Source organism: uncultured Cloacibacillus sp. (assembly GCF_963926575.1).
Classification (GTDB): Bacteria; Synergistota; Synergistia; order Synergistales; family Synergistaceae; genus Caccocola; species Caccocola faecigallinarum.
On record NZ_CAWUXW010000005.1, the window covers coordinates 96517 to 114282 of the forward strand.

Annotated in this window: 18 protein-coding genes; 8 read left to right on the forward strand and 10 right to left on the reverse strand. The window is 62.7% G+C overall.

The window, feature by feature from the left end:
• Positions 1-2 precede the first annotated feature (2 nt).
• Complete coding sequence (locus ABGT66_RS11700; protein WP_346690822.1) at positions 3-1169, forward strand: aminotransferase class V-fold PLP-dependent enzyme; 1167 nt, start codon at positions 3-5, stop codon at positions 1167-1169.
• Between the two features lie 58 nt (positions 1170-1227).
• On the opposite strand, the gene ilvD is transcribed toward ABGT66_RS11700, so the two are convergent.
• The 3 genes from ilvD to ABGT66_RS11715 all read right to left on the reverse strand — a co-directional run bounded on the left by ilvD (position 1228) and on the right by ABGT66_RS11715 (position 4434).
• Complete coding sequence (gene ilvD / locus ABGT66_RS11705; protein ID WP_346690823.1) at positions 1228-2928, reverse strand: dihydroxy-acid dehydratase; 1701 nt, start codon at positions 2926-2928, stop codon at positions 1228-1230.
• 30 nt (positions 2929-2958) lie between these two features.
• Positions 2959-3972 (reverse strand): proline racemase family protein, encoded by a 1014-nt coding sequence (locus tag ABGT66_RS11710; protein WP_346690825.1) that lies wholly within the window; start codon positions 3970-3972, stop codon positions 2959-2961.
• A 177-nt stretch (positions 3973-4149) separates the two neighbouring features.
• Positions 4150-4434: a hypothetical protein gene (locus tag ABGT66_RS11715; RefSeq protein ID WP_294194367.1), complete on the reverse strand. Its 285-nt coding sequence runs from the start codon at positions 4432-4434 to the stop codon at positions 4150-4152.
• 235 nt (positions 4435-4669) lie between these two features.
• On the opposite strand from ABGT66_RS11715, the gene ABGT66_RS11720 reads away from it, so the two are divergent.
• Both ABGT66_RS11720 and ABGT66_RS11725 read left to right on the forward strand, forming a co-directional pair.
• Positions 4670-5197, forward strand: a complete 528-nt coding sequence (locus ABGT66_RS11720) for a hypothetical protein (RefSeq protein WP_294194368.1) — start codon at positions 4670-4672, stop codon at positions 5195-5197.
• A 48-nt stretch (positions 5198-5245) separates the two neighbouring features.
• Complete coding sequence (locus ABGT66_RS11725; protein WP_300263471.1) at positions 5246-6166, forward strand: hypothetical protein; 921 nt, start codon at positions 5246-5248, stop codon at positions 6164-6166.
• A gap of 85 nt (positions 6167-6251) precedes the next feature.
• Here ABGT66_RS11725 and ABGT66_RS11730 read toward each other — a convergent pair whose 3' ends face one another.
• The 3 genes from ABGT66_RS11730 to ABGT66_RS11740 all read right to left on the reverse strand — a co-directional run bounded on the left by ABGT66_RS11730 (position 6252) and on the right by ABGT66_RS11740 (position 10362).
• A complete protein-coding gene (locus ABGT66_RS11730) occupies positions 6252-6989 on the reverse strand; it encodes a hypothetical protein (RefSeq protein ID WP_346690828.1) in 738 nt (245 codons plus the stop codon).
• An 87-nt stretch (positions 6990-7076) separates the two neighbouring features.
• Entirely contained in the window at positions 7077-7508 is a 432-nt protein-coding gene (locus tag ABGT66_RS11735; RefSeq protein ID WP_346690829.1) for a hypothetical protein, read from the reverse strand.
• Between the two features lies 1 nt (position 7509).
• Complete coding sequence (locus tag ABGT66_RS11740) at positions 7510-10362, reverse strand: UPF0182 family protein (protein ID WP_346690831.1); 2853 nt, start codon at positions 10360-10362, stop codon at positions 7510-7512.
• Between the two features lie 127 nt (positions 10363-10489).
• On the opposite strand from ABGT66_RS11740, the gene ABGT66_RS11745 reads away from it, so the two are divergent.
• Positions 10490-10981, forward strand: a complete 492-nt coding sequence (locus tag ABGT66_RS11745) for a prolyl-tRNA synthetase associated domain-containing protein (RefSeq protein ID WP_346690833.1) — start codon at positions 10490-10492, stop codon at positions 10979-10981.
• A 111-nt stretch (positions 10982-11092) separates the two neighbouring features.
• Here ABGT66_RS11745 and ABGT66_RS11750 read toward each other — a convergent pair whose 3' ends face one another.
• Both ABGT66_RS11750 and ABGT66_RS11755 read right to left on the reverse strand, forming a co-directional pair.
• Positions 11093-12766, reverse strand: a complete 1674-nt coding sequence (locus ABGT66_RS11750) for a formate--tetrahydrofolate ligase (protein WP_346690835.1) — start codon at positions 12764-12766, stop codon at positions 11093-11095.
• A 113-nt stretch (positions 12767-12879) separates the two neighbouring features.
• A complete protein-coding gene (locus ABGT66_RS11755; protein WP_346690837.1) occupies positions 12880-13275 on the reverse strand; it encodes a ribonuclease HI family protein in 396 nt (131 codons plus the stop codon).
• 84 nt (positions 13276-13359) lie between these two features.
• Between ABGT66_RS11755 and ybaK the strand changes: the two genes are divergently transcribed.
• From ybaK to ABGT66_RS11775, 4 genes are all read left to right on the forward strand, one after another.
• Positions 13360-13839, forward strand: a complete 480-nt coding sequence (gene ybaK / locus ABGT66_RS11760) for a Cys-tRNA(Pro) deacylase (RefSeq protein WP_294193945.1) — start codon at positions 13360-13362, stop codon at positions 13837-13839.
• On the forward strand, positions 13836-14765 hold the full coding sequence (locus ABGT66_RS11765; RefSeq protein WP_346690838.1) for an EamA family transporter: 930 nt from the start codon (positions 13836-13838) through the stop codon (positions 14763-14765). The genes ybaK and ABGT66_RS11765 overlap by 4 nt, the downstream gene beginning before the upstream one ends.
• Before the next feature lie 88 nt (positions 14766-14853).
• Positions 14854-15237 (forward strand): RidA family protein, encoded by a 384-nt coding sequence (locus tag ABGT66_RS11770; RefSeq protein ID WP_346690840.1) that lies wholly within the window; start codon positions 14854-14856, stop codon positions 15235-15237.
• 238 nt (positions 15238-15475) lie between these two features.
• On the forward strand, positions 15476-16060 hold the full coding sequence (locus ABGT66_RS11775) for a LysE family transporter (protein ID WP_346690842.1): 585 nt from the start codon (positions 15476-15478) through the stop codon (positions 16058-16060).
• A gap of 67 nt (positions 16061-16127) precedes the next feature.
• Here the strand turns inward: ABGT66_RS11775 and sdaAA are convergent, their stop codons facing one another.
• Positions 16128-17009 (reverse strand): L-serine ammonia-lyase, iron-sulfur-dependent, subunit alpha, encoded by an 882-nt coding sequence (sdaAA, locus tag ABGT66_RS11780; RefSeq protein ID WP_346690844.1) that lies wholly within the window; start codon positions 17007-17009, stop codon positions 16128-16130.
• On the reverse strand, positions 17009-17671 hold the full coding sequence (gene sdaAB / locus ABGT66_RS11785; protein WP_346690846.1) for an L-serine ammonia-lyase, iron-sulfur-dependent subunit beta: 663 nt from the start codon (positions 17669-17671) through the stop codon (positions 17009-17011). Before sdaAB ends, sdaAA begins: the two co-directional genes overlap by 1 nt.
• Between the last annotated feature and the right edge of the window lie 95 nt (positions 17672-17766).

Genomic DNA, 17766 nt, shown 5'->3' on the forward strand with positions numbered 1-17766 from the left:
CCATGCGCAAGGTCTACATGAACAACGCGGCCACGACGTGGCCCAAGCCGCAGGAAGTTCCCGACGCCGTCTACGCGTTTATGACGCGCGACGGGGCAAACGCTTCGCGCGGCTCGGCTTCGGAGCGCGACATAAAGAGCCTCGACATACTCTTTACGGCGCGCATGAAGGCGGCGTCGCTCTTCGGAGGCTACGCGAAGGCGAACCCGAAATACGTGACGCTCACCTCGAACGTCACCCACTCGCTCAACGTCGTGATAAAAGGCTTCGTCAAAAGCGGCATGCGCGTCGTCACGACCTCGATGGAGCACAACTCCGTCGTCCGCCCGCTGCGCGAGCTGCAGCAAAACGGCGTCGCGGTCGAGGTCATTCAGGCGAGCCTGCGCGGCTACGTCGACCCGAAGAAATTTTCCGAAGCGGCGCTCGAGCATACCGACCTCGCGGTCGTGTCGCACTGCAGCAACGTCTGCGGCTCCGTCCAGCCGATTGAGGAAATCGCCGAAATTTGCGCGAAACGCGGCATTCCGCTCGTCGTCGACTGCGCGCAGACGGGCGGCGTACTTCCGATAAACGCTTCGGAGCTCGGCCTCGCGGCGCTCTGCTTCACGGGCCACAAGGGGCTCTTCGGCCCGCAGGGAACGGGCGGCATCGTCTGGAAGCCCGAGTTCGCGGATGCGTGCAGCCCCTTCATCGTCGGCGGCACGGGAAGCCTCTCGCACGAGGAGACGCAGCCCGACGTGATGCCCGACAAGTTCGAGGCGGGGACGATGAACCTCCCCGGCTTCGCGGGGCTCGACGCGGCGCTCGACTGGATAGACAGGACGGGAATCGACGCGATACGCGAACGCGAGGAAAAGCTCGGCGCGCGGCTTGAAGAGGGGCTGCTCTCGATAAAGGGGCTGCGGCTGCTCGGCTCGACGCACGGCGAAGCTCCGCGCCTTCCGGTCTACGCATTCAACATCGACGGCAAGGACAACGGCGAGTTTGCAAACGACCTGAGCATGACATACGGAATAGAGGGACGGCCCGGACTGCACTGTTCGCCGCTCGCGCACAGGACGCTCGGAACCTTCCCCGAAGGAGCGCTGAGGCTCTCGCCCGGCTACTACACGACCGAGGACGAGATCGATTACACGATTGAATCGATAAGAGCCTTGGCTTCGAAGTGAGACAAAAGCCCCCGCGGCGCGGGGGCTTAATCTTTTTTACGGCTTTCCCTAATTTCAGCTACTTTCCCAAAACCTGCCGCACGTCTGTCACTTCGTCGTCTATCATGCCGCCCTCGTGCGCCTGCAGCGCCGTCTTCGCGTAGATGCCGAGTATGCCGCGCGATTTTTTTAGCGGCGGCTGCCACTTCGCGAGCCTTTCCTTTATGACTTCGTCCGGCACGCAGAGATTTGCCGAGCGCGCGTCGATGTCTATCTTTATCGTGTCGCCGTCCTCGACGACCGCGATTACGCCGCCGACCGCGGCCTCGGGCGAGATGTGGCCTATCGCCGCGCCCTCCGTGAAGCCCGAGAAGCGTCCGTCGGTGAGCACGAATACCTCCTGCCCCATACCGAGGCCGACGAGCGCGTCGGTCGTCATCATCATCTCGCGCATTCCGGGCGCGCCGCGCGGCCCCTCGTAGCGTATGACGACGACGTCGCCCTTCTTAATCTTGCCCGAGACGACGGCGGCGTGCGCCTCTTCGTCGGAGTGGAAGACGCGCGCCGGCCCCTCGAATTTGCGCGACTTCTCCGAAATCGTCGTCGTGCGGCAGATTGCGCCGTTCGGCGAAAGGTTGCCGCGGATTACGACGATTCCGCCGTTTTTGAAAACCGGCTCGTCAACGGTCGTGAGCACCTCGTGGTCGAGAGATTTGCCGGCGGCCGCGATTTCTCCGATTGTATGTCCCGATACTGTGAGGCAGTCCTTATAGAGGAAATCCTTCATCTCGCCGATGACGGCGGGGACTCCGCCCGCGTGGTAGAGGTCTACGACGCTCGCCTTGCCGGTCGGGATGACGCGGCTGATTACCGGCACGGCCTCGGAGAGCCGGTCGAAGTCGTCAAGCGTCAGCTCGACGCCGACCTCGCGCGCGAAGCTCAGAAGATGCAGCACGGCGTTCGTCGAGCCCGCTATCGCGAGCGTGAGGATGACGCCGTTCAGCAGCGCCTCGCGCGTCAAAATGTCGCGCGGCTTTATATTCTGCTTCACGAGCTCTACTATGCGCCGCCCCGTCTGCGTCGCGTAGCGCTCCTTCTCCGCGTAGACGGCGGGTACTGTGGACGAGCCGGGCAGCGCCATGCCGAGCCCTTCCATGAGTATCTGCATCGTGTTCGCTGTGCCCATCAGCGAGCAGGCGCCGGGACCGGGGCAGACGTGGTCCTCGAGGTAGCGTATCTTCTCGCGCGCCTCCTCGCTCGCGTAGTCCGCGCCGAATACGAGCTGGTCGAGCTCGCTCATGACGGTGTTGCGCCCGTTTACCTTGCAGACCTCCTGCGAGCCGCCTGTGATTATTATCGCGGGCACCTCCGCGCGTATCGCGCCGATGAGCACGCCGGGGATGATGCTGTCGCACGAGGCGAGCAGCACGAGGCCGTCGAGCAGCTGCACGCCGGTCATTATCTCGACGGAGCTCGCTATCACGTCGCGTATGACGAGCTCGAAGCGGAAGTGCGGCATCCCTATCGGCACCGCGCCGCAGGTCGCGATGGTGCCGAACTCAAACGGCGTGCCGCCCGCCTGCAGTATGCCGGCGCGCACGCGCTTCGCGAGGCGGTCGAGGTGCGCGTGGCCGAGCCCCGCGTCGTTCGCCGTGTTTACGATTCCTATGAGCGGGCGGCTGAGATCGTCGTCGTCATAGCCGCAGCCCTTGTAGATGGCCCTTCGCGACGAAGTGCCCTTTCCTGAAAAAAGCCCGAGCTCCTTAGAGCGGTAAGTCATCGCGCTCCCTCCTCAAAATTTTTATTTTTTTTACAGACGGAACCCGTTCGGAAGCGGGTCGTCCTCGTCGAGTACGAAATTGCTGAAGGCCGTGATGTACGCGCTGCCCGAGACGCGCGGCACGATGGCGCGCCGTCCGCCGACCTCCGTCTCGCGCACCGCCTCGGCCTCGAATACGGTGTCGATTATGCTGTGGTGCTCGAGCTTCATGCCGGGGCGGATTACGCCCTTCATGTAGAGCTGCGTCAGCCGCGCCGACGTCCCGGTGCCGCAGGGCGAGCGGTCTATCTCGCCGTTCGCGAATACGCAGACGTTGCGCGAGCGCACCGTGCCGCCGCAGCTCTCGGGCGCGGTCGTCAGCAGCGTGCCGTAGATGCCGCGCAGCTTCGGGTTCGTCGGGTGGACGACCTCGTACTTTTCGAGCGCCTTGTACTTGAGCTCCATCGCGCGCGCCGCAAGCTCGCGCGCATTCTCCGGCGCAAGCTCTAGGCCGAGCTGCGAAACGTCGGCGAAGACGTAGAAGTCGCCGCCGAAGACTATGTCGCCGCGCACCTCTCCTATGCCGTCGAGCTCGAGCGAAATGTCCTCCATGTAGACGAAGGTCGGGACGTTCTCGAACGATACGCGCTTCACGCGGCCGTTCCGCACCTCCGCGCAGGCCGTGACGCGTCCGGCCGGAGTGTCAAGCTTCAGCACGTTCTCTCCCTCGTGCGCTTCCATCATGCCCGTCTCGAAAATCACCGTCGCCGCCGCGATGCAGCCGTGGCCGCACATCGTGCCCATTCCCTCGTTGTGCATGAAGAGTATGCCGAAGTCGCCGTCCTCGGTGACGGGCGGCAGCAGCAGGCCGCCGTACATGTCGGAGTGTCCGCGCGGCTCCATCATCAGCATCCGGCGTATGTCGTCGTAGTGCTCCGCGAAGTACGCGCGCTTGTCGAGTATCGTCGCGCCCGTGAGCGGCGGCACGCCGGAGACGGCGACGCGGAAAGGCTCGCCCATCGTATGCGCGTCTATGCAGCTTATCATCCTGCGGAAGTTCATCATCGTGCTTCCCTCCATCGTTCGTTTGGCTTTGCTTTCGTGAATGTTTCGACGTTACGTAACGATTATATTACGCGCAACAAAATTGTCCAATAGACAAATTTGTTGAAAGCGCGCGAAGCCATAAAAAAATCCCCCGCGCGTGCGGCGCGAGGGAAATTCTGCGTTCCTGCGGAAGCTTCAGCCCGCGATGTAGCCCTTGGCGACGAGCACCGCGCGCGAGTATTCGTCCTCGGGACGGTAGCCCTTGCTCAGAAGCTCGCGGACGTAGGTGCCGTTGTAGGTGAAGCTCAAAACTATCTGCGCGAGGAAGAGCGTAAAGATGCTCGCGATGAACATGATAACGGCCCACTTCGCGTCGCCGCGGAATATCGGCACGAGGAAGCCGAAGAAGAAGGTCGTCCAGCTGAAGCCGACCTTCGCGGTGCGGAGCTGCCCTTCGGCGTTGACGAGTTTGACTATCATATAAATTTGCCCCCTAAGAAATTTTCGCTTTTCCGGCGCGCCGGCCCTCGCGGCGCGCGCCGTCCGTTTCCGTGATAAGCATAGCATAGCGCGAAGATTTCGCAAGCTCCGCCGGTATTTACCCGTTTTTTACTCTTGACCGCGCCGCCTTTTACGCAAGGCGGGCCGCCCGCGCCGTAAATTTGCTATAATCAGCCTGTCGCGCCGCCCTGCGCGGCCTATGGAGGTTGCTGTTATGACGACGAAAATTTTCGCGATTCTCGCGGCGCTCTGCATGATGCTCCCCGCGCGCTGCGCCGAAGCCGCAAGCCTCGGCATGAGCGTCCCGGTCTTCATCGCTCACATGGGGATGGCCTTCGACCGCGTGAAGTGGGGCTTCTCGCCCGAGCGCATAAAGGAGAGCGTCGTCCGCACGCCCGACGGCAATTACGCCGCGGAGTACAGCCCGGAGATTTTCCTCTATCTGTACGTCGAGCCCGGCGACGAAAACCTGAACTACATCGCGCTGACCTTCAGCGTAGACACCGAAGCGAGCCTGAAATCCGCGGACGGCGAATCGCAGTACGAAAGCCTCTGCCGCCAGCTCGTCTTCGCGCTCGAGGAGGGCGCGACGAACGACACGGCCTCGGAGCTGCTGACGAAGCTCGGCCTTTTCGGCCCCGTCCTCGACGGCGTGCAGCGCGCCGAGCGCAGCGGGAAGTTCACCTACATGACGAGATACTGCGAATCCAATATAATGCTGCTTATAGTACCGGCGCTCTGACGCGCGCCGCGACGCAACGAAAATCCATACAGAGAGGACAATAGAGATATGACGAAGGAAGAACTGCTCAGCCGCCTCGACGAGGCGGAGACGAACGAAGAGATAGCGGAAATAGGCAAAGAGCTGATCGCCCTCGACCCCGAAAGCCCCTACGGCAAGCTCGCGGTCTGGGAGACGATGGAGTACGAGGAGGCTATGGAGAACCTCGACATGCTGCGCGAGGCGCTCGACGCGATACGCGCCGTCGTAGAGGCGCGCGAGCTTCCGGCGCTCGTCGACGACGACCGCGACGCGCTGGTTTACGCGACGGTGATGATGAACCTCGGCTTCTCGCTGCTCTCCGAGGGACGCACCGAAGAAGCCTACGAGGTCGCGAAGGAGTTCGCCAACTTCGACGACGAGGGCGCCTTCGAGAGCCGCACGCTGCTCTACCGCTGCATGCTCGACCTCGAGCTCTACAAGGAGATAATCGACACGCTCGAAGCCGACCCGCTCGAGTCCGTCGTCGGCGAGCACGCGCGCGCGATAGCGCTGCTCGAGACCGGCGCGGAGCACGACGAGGTCTTCGACGCCGTCAACTACGCGATATCGCTCTCGCCCGACGTGCCCTTCTTCGTCGTCAACATCTGGGATATGCCCGAGAACGACGACGACGCGGACGAAGAGGAGATGGACGTGCTGAACGACGCGGCCTACCTCGCGGAGCCGTGGTGCGCGACAGACAAGCGCCTCGCCGCGCTGAGCCAGCAGACCTTCCTCTTCGGCTACCTCACGAACAGGCTCACCGACGAGAAGGAGATGAAGGTCCTCCGCAGCAGCTACGAGAACATCGGAATAGCGAACCGCATAGAATCCGTGAAAAAGCACCTCGACGACATGGAGAAGGCCGGACGCGACCCCGAGGAGATAGACGCCGAGGCTCTCAGCGAAACGGCGAACATCCTCAGCGAGCTCGGCGAGGAAGAGTAAATCTGCGAAGGCGCGCAAAGTCCGCGCCGCCGCGAAAGCATGAAAAAAGCGCCCTCACGCGGGGGCGCTTTTCTTTATTCAGCCGCTAGTCGATATTGTAGTCGACGTCGCTCGGGTCGTAGACCCTGTAGACGAAGCCGTTCGCGCGGTCCCATGCGTACTGGCCGTTCGACGCCGCTCCGCCGAAGCCGTCGAAGAACTGATAGCCCTCGGTAATCGCGCGCTCGCGGCGCACCCAGCCGTTGAAGACCGGCACGAAGGGCCACGGCCCTTCGACTCGCGTCGTCTCCCACGCGCCGGGCATTCCCGTCTCGGCGATGAGGCGGTCGAGCGTCTCGCGGAACGGCGCGGGCATCGAGTCGATGAATATCAGCTTCGCGCGCGAGGTCGAGCCGAAGCGCGTCATCAGCCACGCGGCGGCGTACTTGCCGTCGGGCAGCTCGGAGAGCGCGGTGACGGCGTTGTATAGCGCGTTGACCGCGACTATCTGGCGCGGCACAAAGCTGCCCGGCGAGGTGAAGCCGTCTATCTGCTCCCAGTTCGCTGGGTCTCCGTCGGGGAACCATTTCTTCACGAGCGCGGCTCCCGCGGCGGCGCGAGTATCGACCGAGGGCGCGTTCATCGAAAGCTCGAAAAGCTCCGCGTCGCTGCCCGCTGGCGCGAGCAGCGCTATGCGCGTGTAGGCGGCCTCGCCCTCCTCCGTAATCTTCATGCGGCTCTCCATCTCCGCGACGAAGGCGTCCCACTCGGCGTCGGCGAAGGCCGCGCCGCACGAGAATACCGCGACGAGCGCCGCGGCGAGCGCGGCTATAATTTTTTTCATTCCGTTCAGCTCCTTCCGGCCGCCGCAAAAGCACGGCGGCGCGTATCTTTTATCCACAGAATTATTTTATAACCGACGCGGCGCAAGTCAACGGCGCGGCATAGAGCCGTCGAAGGCGAGGAAGAGCACGGGGACGCCGCCGAAGACGAGGCAGGCCGCGCCCCAGAGCCAGAAGCTTTTGCCGAGCCGCTCCGCGACGCTGCCCCAGAGGTAGACCCAGCAGAATATGAAAAGCGCCGCGAGCGCGCGCCCCGCGTAAAATTCAAGCGAGGGCGCGCCGGCGGCGCAGATTATCCAGAAGAGCGGCGCGGGGAGCGCGAGCCCCGCCGCGGTCCAACGCGTCACGCCGCCGCAGTCGCAGAGCAGCGCGAGGTTCCACACGGGCACGAGGTAGTCGCGGCAGCGCCCGACGCGGAACTTCTCCCCGACGCGGAACATCACGTAGGCGGCGAAGAGATAGCCCGCGGCGCAGAGCGCGAGCGAAAGCAGCAGCAGCGAAAGCCCCAGCAGCGTCAGCACGCTAGAGGCCGAGCCCCCTCATGCGTTCGAGCACTTCGCCGAGCCTGCGGATATTCTCGCCGTAGCCGGCCCAGTCTCCGCCGCGCTGCGCGCTCTGCGAAGCGTCGTAGAGCCGCTGCGCCTCGTTTATCAGCGACGCGATGTCCGCGGGAGCGGCCAAAGGAGCGGCGCTCTGCGGCGCGGAGGGCGCAGCAGCCGCGGGCTTCGGAGCCTCGTCCTTCAGATTTATTTTACGGTTCATCAGCTTGCTCAGAGCGCCGCCGAAATTCTCTGCCCAGGCGACGCGGCCTCCGGTCGAGACTATGACGCGCTTAAGCTCCGGCAGCTCGCCAGTCTCAGCCTTGAGGTAAAGCGGCTGAACGTAGAGCAGCGACTTCCCTATCGGTATGACGAGCAGGTCGCCGCGTATGACGTCCGAGCCGCGCTGGCTCCAGAGCGAAAGCTGCGCGGAAATCTCCGGGTTCTGGTCGATGAGCGCCTCGACCTGCGCCGGGCCGTAAATCAGCTTCTGCTTCGGGAATTCGTAGACGAGCAGCTCGCCGTACTTGCCGGGGTCGCAGCGTCCCGCCATCCAGCCGATGAGGTTGTCGCGGCCGAGCGGCATGTAGGGGACGATAATCGCGAACTCCGCCTTCTCCTCGCCCCAGAGACGCATCGTCACGTAGTTCGGCTGAATGCGGCGCTCGCGTCCGTTCGGCGTGACCTCCCATACGTCCTCGCGGTTGTAGTAGGTGTTGGTGTCCGTCATGTGGTATGTGCAGTAGACGTCGGTCTGCACCTCGAAGAAGTCGCCGGGGTAACGCGCGTGCGCCCAGAGTTTCTCCGACATCTCGCCCTTCTCGTGGAAGAGCTCGGGGAATATCCGCATCCACGAGCGGATCACGGGGTCCTTGTCGTCGACGGCGTAGAACTCCATGCGCCCAGTGTAAGCGTCGGCGACTGCCTTGACGCTGTTGCGCAGGTAGTTGACGCCCTCGAAGTGCGAGAGCGAGCGGTCGCCGGTCACGAACGGCTTCGAGTACGGATAGCGGTCGGACCAGGTGAAGGCGTCCTGCATCCACTTCACGCGCCCGTCGAGGATGACGGGATAGGTGTCGAGGTCGTAGATGAGGAACGGCGCGACCTTATGGAAGGCGAGCAGAACGTTCCTGTTGTAGAGCACGCGGCTCTCCTCCGTCAGCGCGCCCGTGAAGAGTATCTCCGTGTCGCGGAAGCGCAGCGTGAAGAGCAGCCTGCGCCACATCGAGCCTATCGAGACGCCGCCGTCCTCCGCGTAGACGGAGCGGACGTTCGAGTCGCCCATCGGGTAGTCGAACTCCTTGACGTTCGTCTTGACGAGGACGTACGAGGACGGCGCGGTAGACGGGCTGAAATAAATCTCCGGCCGCGTCAGCTCGATGCCGATCTCCGACTTCACGGGGATGTCCTTCATGAAGAAGTGCGGCAGGCCGCCCGAGGCAATCTCGTTGACGGGGTTCATGACGACGCCGTAGCCGTGCGTGAATTCAAGATGAGTGTTGACCCACGTCGGGTTCTGCAGATGCGAGAGGTCGAGGCCGCGCACGCCGAGCATTATCTGCCGGCTCGCGCCGTCGATGTCGTAGCGGTCTACGTAGACGTCGCTGAAATTATAGTAGGTGCGTATCGCCTGGAGCTGGCGGTAGGTGCGCAGCAGCGGCGAGTAGTCCCACATGCGTATGTTGCGCACGGTGTCCTCGTCCGCCGCGAGCTCCTGCGGCGTCACTTCGCTCTCGGGCGAGAAGGATACGGACTTCACGTCGTTGAGGCCGAAGCCGCGGCGCGTGTAGTCGAGGTGGTAGCCGAGGTAGGTTTTCTCGCGTTCGTACTCGTTCGGCTTGACTATGTACTGCTGCACGACGCCGGGAACGACGGTGCGCGCCGCCCAGCCGACGACGATGAGCGCGCCGACGATGACGGCGGAGAGCTTCCACATCGGCTTGAAGAAGTTGACGCAGAGCAGCACCGCCGCCGCGAACATAGCGAAGGCGAGAATCGAGAGCGCAGGCAGCACGATGCTCGCGTCTGTGTAGCCCGCGCCCCAGACGACGCCGGTCGGCGAGAAGAGCAGCTCGTAGCGGTTAAGCCAGTAGCCCGCGCCCCAGAAGGCGAGAATCAGCGCGCCGAGCAGAGTCAGATGCAGCCGCGCCGCGGGAGCCGCGTAGGGCCGTCCGTTCTGGATGGATATGACGCGCGTCATGAAGTAGACGGCGCACGAGCCGACGAGCGCGAGCATCAGCACGCCCTGCCCCCACGCCTGCACAAATTTGACGAACGGCAGCGTGAAGACGTAGAAGCCTATGTCGATGCCGAAGAGCGGGTCCGTTTCGCCGAAGGGCACGGGGTTGCGGAATTTCAGGAATTCGTCCCACATACCCATCGCCGTCAGCGCGTTCACGACGGCGACGACGAAAGCGACGACGAAGACCAGCTTCCCCATTTTACGGAACTGCGGATCCTCCGCGGCGCCGCCGAGAAACGCGGAGCCGCGCTTCCACGCGACGCGCCAGTTGACCGCGTAGACCGCAAAGCCCGGAACGAGCGCAGCGGCGAAAAGCTCCCACTGCGCGACGATGCGCCGCCAGAAGACCGCGTCGTAGCCGTTGGCCTCGAACCAGTAGAGGTCCGTCATAAAGTTCGCAAACCACGGCAAAATCATTGTGAAGAGGACGAAGAGACCGCCGAGCGCGAGCCATATCTTCTTCACCTTCGGCAGCCGGATGTTCGGCGGACGGCGCTCGCCGTCGTCCCAGCCCTCGCCGTTGTCGCCGCGGCCGTCGGTCCACTCGCGCCGCCCTCTGTTCATCATTTCCCGGAAAAGGTCGTTTATGTCCAAAAACAGCACCCCTCGCGCAAAATTTTTTATTATATTTTTGACTAAAGAATCATGAATGTCCAGCGAAAAATAGAAAAATACGGCTATAATGCTGAATAATTTCGCATAACAAGCAGGAGGGAACGCAATGCCGCTCACGAAAGAAGAAGTCCGCGCGAAGCTGACCGAGATGGGGATAAAGTTCGAGGTCATGGAGCACGGCCCGGTCTACACGATAGACGAGATGAAGCTTATAGAAGGAATGAAAATCGAAGACGTATGCAAAAACCTCTTCCTCCGCGACGACAGAGGCAAGCGCCACTTCCTCGTCGTCCTCGACGAAGCGAAGAGCGCCGACCTCAAGGCGATACGCGCCCAGATAGGAAGCAGCCGTCTCAGCTTCGCGTCCGAAGACAGGCTCATGGAGCACCTCGGCCTCATCAAGGGGGCCGTCACTCCGCTCGGCGTGCTCAACGACTGCGCGGAGGGCGTGGAAGTCTTAATGGACGAAGACCTGCGCGGCCGCCCGCGCCTCGGCGTCCACCCCTGCGACAACACAGAGACCCTTTGGATCTCCGCCGCCGACATCGAGAAAATAATCAAATCGCGCGGCAACAGCCTGAAGTTCATAAAGATTTAAGCCGCGGCTTAAAATCAGAAAAAATTCCGCGCCGCGTCAAGCGGCGCATAAAAGAACGGCGCGCGTCCTAAGCATGGGCGCGCGCCGTCGTTTTTGACTGTTTTGATGAGTTTAGAAGAGTCCGGAAACTTTGCCGTTCGCGTCGACGTCGATGTTGCAGGCGGCGGGGCGCTTCGGGAGGCCGGGCATCGTCATTATCGAGCCGGTTATCGGGATGATGAAGCCCGCGCCGGCGGAGAGGCGTACTTCGCGGACGGTGAGCTTGAAGCCGGTCGGGCGGCCCTTCTTGTTCGGGTCGTCGGAGATGGAGGCCTGCGTCTTCGCCATGCAGATGAGCAGGTCGTCCTTGCCGAGGTCGTGGATTTTCTTGAGGTCCTTGAGCGCCTTGTCGGTGTAGACCACGCCGTCGGCTCCGTATATCTTGGTCGCGATGGTCTCGATTTTCTCCTTCGGCGAGAGCTTCTCGTCGTAGAGGTAATGGAAGGTGTTCGGCTTGTCGCAGGCCTTGATGACCTCTTCGGCCATCGCTATGCCGCCTTCGCCGCCCTTCGCCCAGATGTCGGACTCGACGACGGGCACGCCGAGCTTCGCGCACTTATCCTGTATGAACTTGAGCTCTTCTTCGGTGTCGGTCGGGAAGGCGTTGAGCGCGACGACGACGGGGAGGCCGAAGGAGAGCATGTTCTCGACGTGCTTCTCGAGGTTCGGGATTCCCGCTTCGAGCGCGGCCATGTTGACCTTGCCGAGGTCTTCTTTCGCGACGCCGCCGTGCATCTTGAGCGCGCGTATGGTCGCGACGATGACGACAGCGTTCGGCTTGAGGCCGGCGAGGCGGCACTTGATGTCGAGGAATTTCTCCGCTCCGAGGTCGGCGGCGAAGCCGGCTTCGGTGACGAAGTAGTCGGCGAGCTTGAGTCCGTACTTGGTCGCCATGACGCTGTTGCAGCCGTGCGCGATGTTCGCGAAGGGGCCGCCGTGGATGAAGGCCGGGACGTGCTCGAGGGTCTGGACGAGGTTCGGCTTTATCGCGTCCTTGAGGAGCATCGCCATCGCGCCCTGCGCTTCGAGGTCGCGCGCTGTGACGGGCTTGTCCTCGTAGGTGTAGGCGACGATGATGTTCGCGAGGCGCTCCTTGAGGTCTTCGATGCCCTTCGAGAGGCAGAGTATCGCCATGATCTCGGAGGCGACTGTGATGTCGAAGCCGTCCTGGCGCGGCACGCCGTCGACCTTGCCGCCGAGGCCGATGACTATGTTGCGGAGCGCGCGGTCGTTCATGTCGAGGACGCGCTTGAAGACTATGCGGCGCGGGTCGATGTTGAGCGGGTTGCCCTGCTGGACGGAGTTGTCGAGCATCGCGGCGAGAAGGTTGTGCGCCGAGGTGATGGCGTGGAAGTCGCCGGTGAAGTGGATGTTGATGTCTTCCATCGGGACAACCTGGCTGTATCCGCCGCCGGCGGCTCCGCCCTTGACTCCGAAGACGGGGCCGAGCGAGGGCTCGCGCAGCGCGAGCGTGACCTTCTTGCCGAGCTTCGCAAGGGCCTGCGCGAGGCCGACGGAGGTCGTCGTCTTGCCTTCGCCGGCGGGCGTCGGCGTTATCGCGGTGACGAGGATGAGTTTACCGTCCTCGTTGTCTTTCACCTTTTCCCATAGGTCGAAGGAGACCTTCGCCTTGTATTTCCCGTAGAGCTCGAGGTCGTCGGCGTCTATGTCGAGACGCTTGGCGACTTCGGCGATCGGTTCCATCTCAGCCTGCTGCGCTATTTCGATATCGCTTAAATAAGCCATTGCTATCACTCCTGACGATTTTTCTATATTAAAGACGAGCCGCGTAAAATTTTTATAAAATCGCGCGGCCTCTCTTTTTTATTCCGGGCAAAGGCAAAAAATATCCGGCGCGCCTATTTCACGGCGTTGTCTATCGCCTCGTTCGAAAGCTTGTCGGCGCGCTTGTTGCGCTCGCGCGGTATCCATTCGTATGTGACGCTCATGCCCTCGGCTACGCGCCACGCCTCCTGCGCGAGCTCGCGCAGATGCGGCAGGTTTATCTTCCACTGTTTCGAGAGCTGGCTGACGACGAGCTTGCTGTCGCCGCGCACAGTGAGGCGCGTCACGCCGCGCTCGCGCGCCGCCTTGAGCAGAAGTATCGCGGCGTTGTACTCCGCTTCGTTGTTCGTCTTGCGTCCGAGGTAGCTCGCGGTCTCCCAGACGGCGCTGCCGTCCCCGCCGTCGAGCCACGCGCCCGCGCCCGCGTCGCCGGGGTTGCCGCGCGACGCTCCGTCAAAGTATCCCGTCATTTCCAATGTCACGTTACTCCCTCCGCCGCGTTTTTTGCGCTATACTTTTTTATTATATTCGACAGCAATACGGAGGTAAACACTATGGCCGCAGTTAAAAAGACGAACGCAGTACGCCAGCTCGAGAGCAAGAAGATTCCCTTCGAGCTTCTGGAGTACGAGATAGACGAGGAGCTGCTCTCAGCGGAGGACGCGGCGGCGAAGACGGGAATCCCGGAGGAGCGCACCTTCAAGACGCTCTGCTGCCGCGGGGACAAGACGGGCGTTATGATGGTCTGCGTGCCCGCGGGACGCGAGCTCGACTTCAAGGCGCTCGCCGCGGCCTCGGGCAACAAGAGCGCGGAGCTCGTGCATCTCAAAGAGGTGCAGGGGCTCACGGGCTACGTGCGCGGCGGCTGCTCGCCGCTCGGCACGAAGAAAAAATATCCCGTAATCATCGACGACTCGGCGATGACCTTCGACTTCATCACCGTCAACGCGGGACACCGCGGCCTGCTCTTCAAGCTCGCGCCCGCCGATTTGGTCAAAGCCACCGAAGCGAAGCTCGCGCCTATAATGAGATGACGGAGCCCGCGGAGCTTTCGCCGGCTCCTAAAAAATGGCAGCTCATACTCGCGTACTTCCTCATGTACGTCGTCTGGGGCTCGTCGTATCTTGCGATACGCTACTCCGTCGAGACGATTCCGCCGTTTTTGTCGGGCGGCCTGCGCTTTATGACGGCGGGCTTCGTCCTGCTGCCGCTGCGCCTTCTTCAGACGCGCGACCTTCCGACGGCGCGCGGCTGGCTCGTCGCGTTCGTCACGTCGCTTCTGCCCTTCTCCGTAACCTACGGCCTCATCACGACCGCGGAGACGGTCATCCCCTCGTCGATAGCGGCGCTGCTGCTCGCGATAGAGCCGCTGTGGTTCTGCCTGCTCGGCTGGCTCTTCTTCAAGGGCAAGAAGCCTGAGGCGCGCCACTACATCGGCATAGCGGCGGGCTTCGCCGGCGTCTGCGTCCTCATCGCGGGAGACCCGAACGCGGACCTCTCGCTGCGCACGGGCTACACCTTCTGGATGCTGCTCGTCGTCGCGGCGAGCGTGACGTGGGTCGTAGGCGCGTTCATCTCGAAGACGCCGGGCATACACCACGACCCGCTGACCGTCTCCGGCATGCAGATGATATGCGGCGGCGCGCAGATGATGCTGCTTCAGTTCGCGGTCTCGGCCTGCACCGGAGAGTTCCCCGACATCGGCGGCATCTCGATGCGCTCGCTCGTCGCGCTCGGCTACCTTATATTCTTCGGCTCGCTCGCGGGCTACACCTCGTTCGTCTGGCTCATGCGCTGCCAGCCCGCGAACCGCGTCGGCACGCACGCCTTCGTCAACCCCGTCATCGCGGTCATCATGGGCTGGCTCGTCGGCGGAGAAACGCTCCACGCTAACGTCGTGATAGCGACGGCCCTCGTCGTGGCCTCCGTCGTCATCATGATCTGGGAAAAACGGAAATGATTCCCCGCGCGGCCCTAAATGTTGTAAAATAAGCGTGAAGTTTGACGAAGCTCTGAAATTTTATAAAAGACCGAAAGGAGATATTTCAATGTCAAAAGAAGTAGTAAGCACGACGAACGCACCGGCGGCGATAGGCCCCTACTCGCAGGCGATCAAGGCCGGCGGATTCCTCTTCATATCGGGACAGATCCCGCTCGACCACGCGACGGGAACGGTAGTCCCCGGATGCGTCGGCTGCCAGGCCGAGCAGTCGCTTAAGAACCTCTCCGCGATACTCGCGAGCCAGGGGCTCACGACCGCCGACGTCGTCAAGACGACGGTCTTCATCAAGGACATGAACGACTTCGCGACGGTCAACGAGGTTTACGCGAAGTACTTCGCCGAAAATGCCCCCGCGCGCTCCTGCGTCGAGGTCGGTCGCCTTCCGAAGGACGTCCTCGTCGAAGTCGAGGCCATCGCGGTCTGCAAGTAAATCTACGAATAAAAGATAACGAAAAGCGGGCGCGCAGGTGCGTCCGCTTTTTTGTTGCCGTTCATTCGGTTCTGCGCGCACGCTTACAAAACTGAAGCGCCGCGCCGCACATTCTTCCGCTTTGAAAGCAGCACGTCCGCTCTCCCTTCCATCTTCCGTTTGCCGAGTGCGACGCCTCGCGTATAATATCGCCGTCGACGCAGAAATTACGAAAAACTTCCGAAGGAGGCGCGCGGTCATGGATTACGCGGCTTTTGCATCCTATGTGCTCTTAATGGTATTCGCTCCCGGGGCGAACACAATCACGGCGATGTCCGGCGCGTCGCGCGGCGGCTTCATGGGCGCGATGCCATTCTGCGCGGGGCTCTTCCTCGGCACCTTCGTCATAGAATGCGCCGCGGCACTCTTCTGCTCTTTCCTTTACGGCTTCATACCGCAAATACAGCCTGCGATGACGCTCCTGTGCGCCGCCTATATTCTGTGGACGGCATGGAGCGTATGGCGCTCGGGCGAAGAACCCGCGCGCGGCGGCAGCGGCGCGTTCTTCGGAGGAATAGCGATGCAGTTCCTCAACGCGGGCGTAATCCTCTGCGCCGTCACGTCGTTCTCCGTATTCATACTCCCCCACCACGACGACGCGCGAGTAATAGCGCTCTTCGCCTTCGCGATAGCCGCCGCGGGCTTCCTAAGCGCCTGCTGCTGGGCCGCCTTCGGCGCGGCGCTCGAAAAATTCTTCCGCGCCCGCCGCCGGCTGCTCAACGGCGCGATGGCGCTTTTGCTCGTATGGTGCGCCCTCTCGCAGCTCGCGGCTCTCGCGCGGTGAAAGCTCGGCCGCTGGCCGTCATGTACAATTCATGAAGCTCTGTGCATAAAAACCTTCTGTAATTTCTCTACCCGCCGAGCTTTCCCGTCTCGCCTATTCTTTTGACGATCTCCGCAGCCGTGGGCGTGACGGCTAGGCCGCCCTGCGAGGTTTCGCGCAGCGCGGGGGCCATCATGCGGCCTATCTGCCCCATCGAGTCGATTACTTCGTCAAGCGGTATCGCCGACTCTATGCCCGCGAGCGCCATGTCCGCGCAGAGGATTCCGTTCGCGACTAGGATGCCGTTGCGCTTGATACAGGGACATTCGACGAGGCCGCCGACCGGGTCGCAGGCGAGGCCGAGGACGGATTTGAAGGTCATCGCCGCCGCGTGCGCCGAGGCCGCGGGAGAGCCGCCTTCGAGATAGACGAGCGCCGCCGAGCCCATAGCCGCGGCCGCGCCGCACTCCGCCTGACAGCCGCCGTCGGCGCCCGCGAGCGTAGCCCGGAAGGCCGTCACTTCGCCCACCGCACCCGCCGTGATGAGCGCGCCGGTAAGAAGCTCGTCCGTATCCTTGCCCTCGCCGCGGAAGAACTCCCACGCGAAGATCATCCCCGGGATTATGCCGCAGCTTCCCGCCGTCGGCGCGGCGACTATGCGCCCCATGACAGCGTTGTACGAGGCGACCTCCATCGCCGTAGCCGAGGCCGCGGCTATGAACTCGCCCGCCATTCCGCCGCCGTGCGCGCGCAGCTTCGCGCCCATCGGCTCCTCTATGCGGCATGGTATCGTGTTCGCGCAGGCCTCGCGCACGGAACGGCGCATGTCCGCGAGCCGCTCGCGCATCCGCGCGCGTATCTCTTCGACGGAAATCCCGCTCTCCTTCGAGTCGAGCAGCAGGACGGCCTCGGGGAAGCTTATATTTTTCTCCTCCGCGAGCGCTACGATTTTTTCAACGGCCTTGAGCATCAGTCTTCACCCTCTATCTTTATCACGCGGACGATGCCCGGGTGCATGTTGCGCATCACTTCCGTGTCCACGCCCGCGCCAGCGGGATCGAGCTCTATCACCATCGTGGCGAGGCCGCCGCGCGAGTCACGGTGCAGCCTCATCGTCGCGATGTTCACGCCGTGCGCCGAGAGGTACGACGTGACGGCGCTGACGACGCCCTGGACATCCTTGTTCATTATTATCACGGCGGGCAGCGCGCACGATATGTCGACCTGGAAGCCGTCGAGCTTGTGCAGCAGCACCGCGCCGCCGCCTATCGAGTAGCCGACCGCCTCCATCGTGCGGCCGTCGCCCTCGACGACGACGCGCACGGAATTCGGATGCGCGCCAGCAACTTCTTCAATATGGAACTCGAATTCCATCCCGGCCTCGCGCGCGAGCTCGAATGCGCGCCTTATGCCCGGGTCGTCCTGCGCCATGCCCATGAGCCCCGCGACGAGCGCCTTGTCCGTTCCGTGGCCCGCGCCGGTGCTCGCGAAGCTGCCGCGCATGTAGAGCGAAGCCTTTTTTATCTCGCCGCCCCAGCACATGCGGACGATGCGCCCGATGTGCGCGGCTCCCGCGGTGTGGCTCGACGACGGCCCGACCATGACGGGCCCGATGATTTCCCAAACCGGCATACTATCACCCCGATTTCAGAGGATTATGCGATACGAGGTTATCTTATATGAAGCGGGCGCAAATGACAAACGCGCGCGCGGCGCGGCGGACGTTC